The following is a 1,939-nucleotide window of genomic DNA, read 5'->3' as shown; positions in this document are numbered from 1 at the left end:
TGGCGCCGCTGGCGGCTGGGGCGTCCATTGTGCTTTGTGCCAACCTGGACCGCGACGCCTTGGACGCCCGGGTCGCCGCGGAGGGACCGACCAGCTCGGCGCTGATCAGCACCGCGAGGTCGGCCAGCCGAGAGGGCCGGACTGTCTGGGGACGGGGAATGCCGGACACGGCGTCAGACCCTACCCCGTGGCCGGCATCCCGCTGCGAACGCCATCGGTGCTGTTAGCCCTTCAATTTGAAGGTCGGCTCCGGGTTACCCGACGGCGGCACCCGGTAGTGGCGCAGCGCGGAGGACATCATCTTGCTGAACGCCGGAGCGGCCACGTCGCCGCCGGTGCCGTCGGGCACGTCGGCGAAGACCCCGATGACGAACTGCGGGTCCTCGGCCGGTGCCATGCCGATGAACGAGCCGGCGTTGTGCTTGGTGTACTGGCCCTCGACCAGCATCTTGCCGGTGCCGGTCTTGCCCGCGACCCGGTAGCCGTCGACCTTGGCCCGGCCACCCGTGCCGCCCTCGGCGTCGACCACCGACTCCATCATCTCGCGCAGCTGCCGGGCCGTGCCGGCGCTGAGCACCCGGTGGGTCTCCGGTGCCGGGGCCGGGACGACCGAGCCGTTCCTGCCGGAGATGGTCGCCTTGATCAGGTGCGGCTGGATGTAGGTGCCGTCGTTGGCGATGGCGCCGTACCCGGCGGTCATCTGGATCAGCGTGGCGTCGACGCTCATGCCGATCGGCACCGAGCCGGACGCCGAACCGCTCCACTCGGCGGGGGTCAGCAGCTTGCCGGTCGCCTCACCCGGCATGCCCTCGTTGGTGGCCCGGCCGAGCCCGAAGCGCTGCTGGTACTCGTACAGCTTGGCCTTGCCGAGCTTGTCGGCGATGCGGATCGTGCCGACGTTCGACGAGTACGCCAGCACGCCCGGGATGGTGAGCCGGGTGCCGGACGGCTGACGGTGGGTGTCCACGAAGTCGTAGCCGCCGCGCTTGAGACCCGGGCCCACCGTGATGAGCGAGTCCCGGGTGATGACGCCCTCCTCCAGGGCCGCGCCGATGGTGAACGCCTTGTGCGTCGAGCCCGGGTCGGCGATGACGCTGGTCGCCACGTCCTCCCGGTCGCGGGGCTTGAAGTCGCCGGGCTTGGCCGCGTTGTAGGCCGGGTAGCTCGCCTGGGCCAGCACCTCGCCGGTCTTGGCGTTGAGCACCACGGCGGCGGCCACGGTCGCGTTGTTCTTCTCGCCCTGCTGGCTCAGCACCCGCTGCACCTCGAACTGCAGGTCGCGGTTGATGGTCAGCTGGATCGACGAGCCGGGCGAGGCGTCGTCCTGACGGTGGTAGCCGCCCGGGATCTCCTTGGCCAGGTCACCCCGGCCGATCTCGAACACCCGCTTGCCGTCGCTGCCGCGCAGCAACTCGTCGTAGCGGGCCTCGAGGCCCTCCAACCCGGTGTGGTCGTCGCCGGTGAAGCCGATCAGGTTGGCCGCGAGGTCGGCGCCCGGGATGTCGCGGCGCTCGTCACGGTCGGAGCTGATGCCGGGGATCTTCATCGCGGCGATCTCGTCGGCCACCGCGATGTCGACCCCGCGGGCCAGGTACTCGAAGCGGGACGGGCCGCCGCCGGGCCGCTTCTTCTTCGCCATGAGCGAGATCAGCTTGGACGGCGGGATGCCCAGCTTCGGGGACAGCTTGGCGGCCGCGGCGACCGGATCCTTGATCATCTCCGGGTCGGCGTAGATGTACCGGGCCTCGACACTGTGCGCCAGCACCGCACCGGAGCTGTCCAGGATGCTGCCGCGCGGCGCCGGGAGGACGACCTCGGTGAGGCGCTTCTGGCGCTGCTCGAGCAGGCTCTCCGCGGCCGCGGTCTCGGAGAGGAAGATGTCGGAGACGACGAGCAGATCCAGCGCGCGCAGCCGCTCGATGACGTGCCCGGCGTGCGG

Annotated in this window: 1 protein-coding gene; it reads right to left on the bottom strand. The window is 70.9% G+C overall.

The window, feature by feature from the left end; translation table 11 throughout:
- Nucleotides 1-223: 223 nt before the first annotated feature.
- Nucleotides 224-1,939: penicillin-binding protein 2 (locus tag AB0C29_RS46065; RefSeq protein ID WP_360834370.1), on the bottom strand; the 1,716-nt coding region annotated here is incomplete at its 5' end.

The organism is Actinoplanes sp. NPDC048791 (genome assembly GCF_040650095.1).
Taxonomy (GTDB): domain Bacteria; phylum Actinomycetota; class Actinomycetes; order Mycobacteriales; family Micromonosporaceae; genus Actinoplanes.
This window is presented reverse-complemented; position numbering and strand designations above follow the sequence as displayed.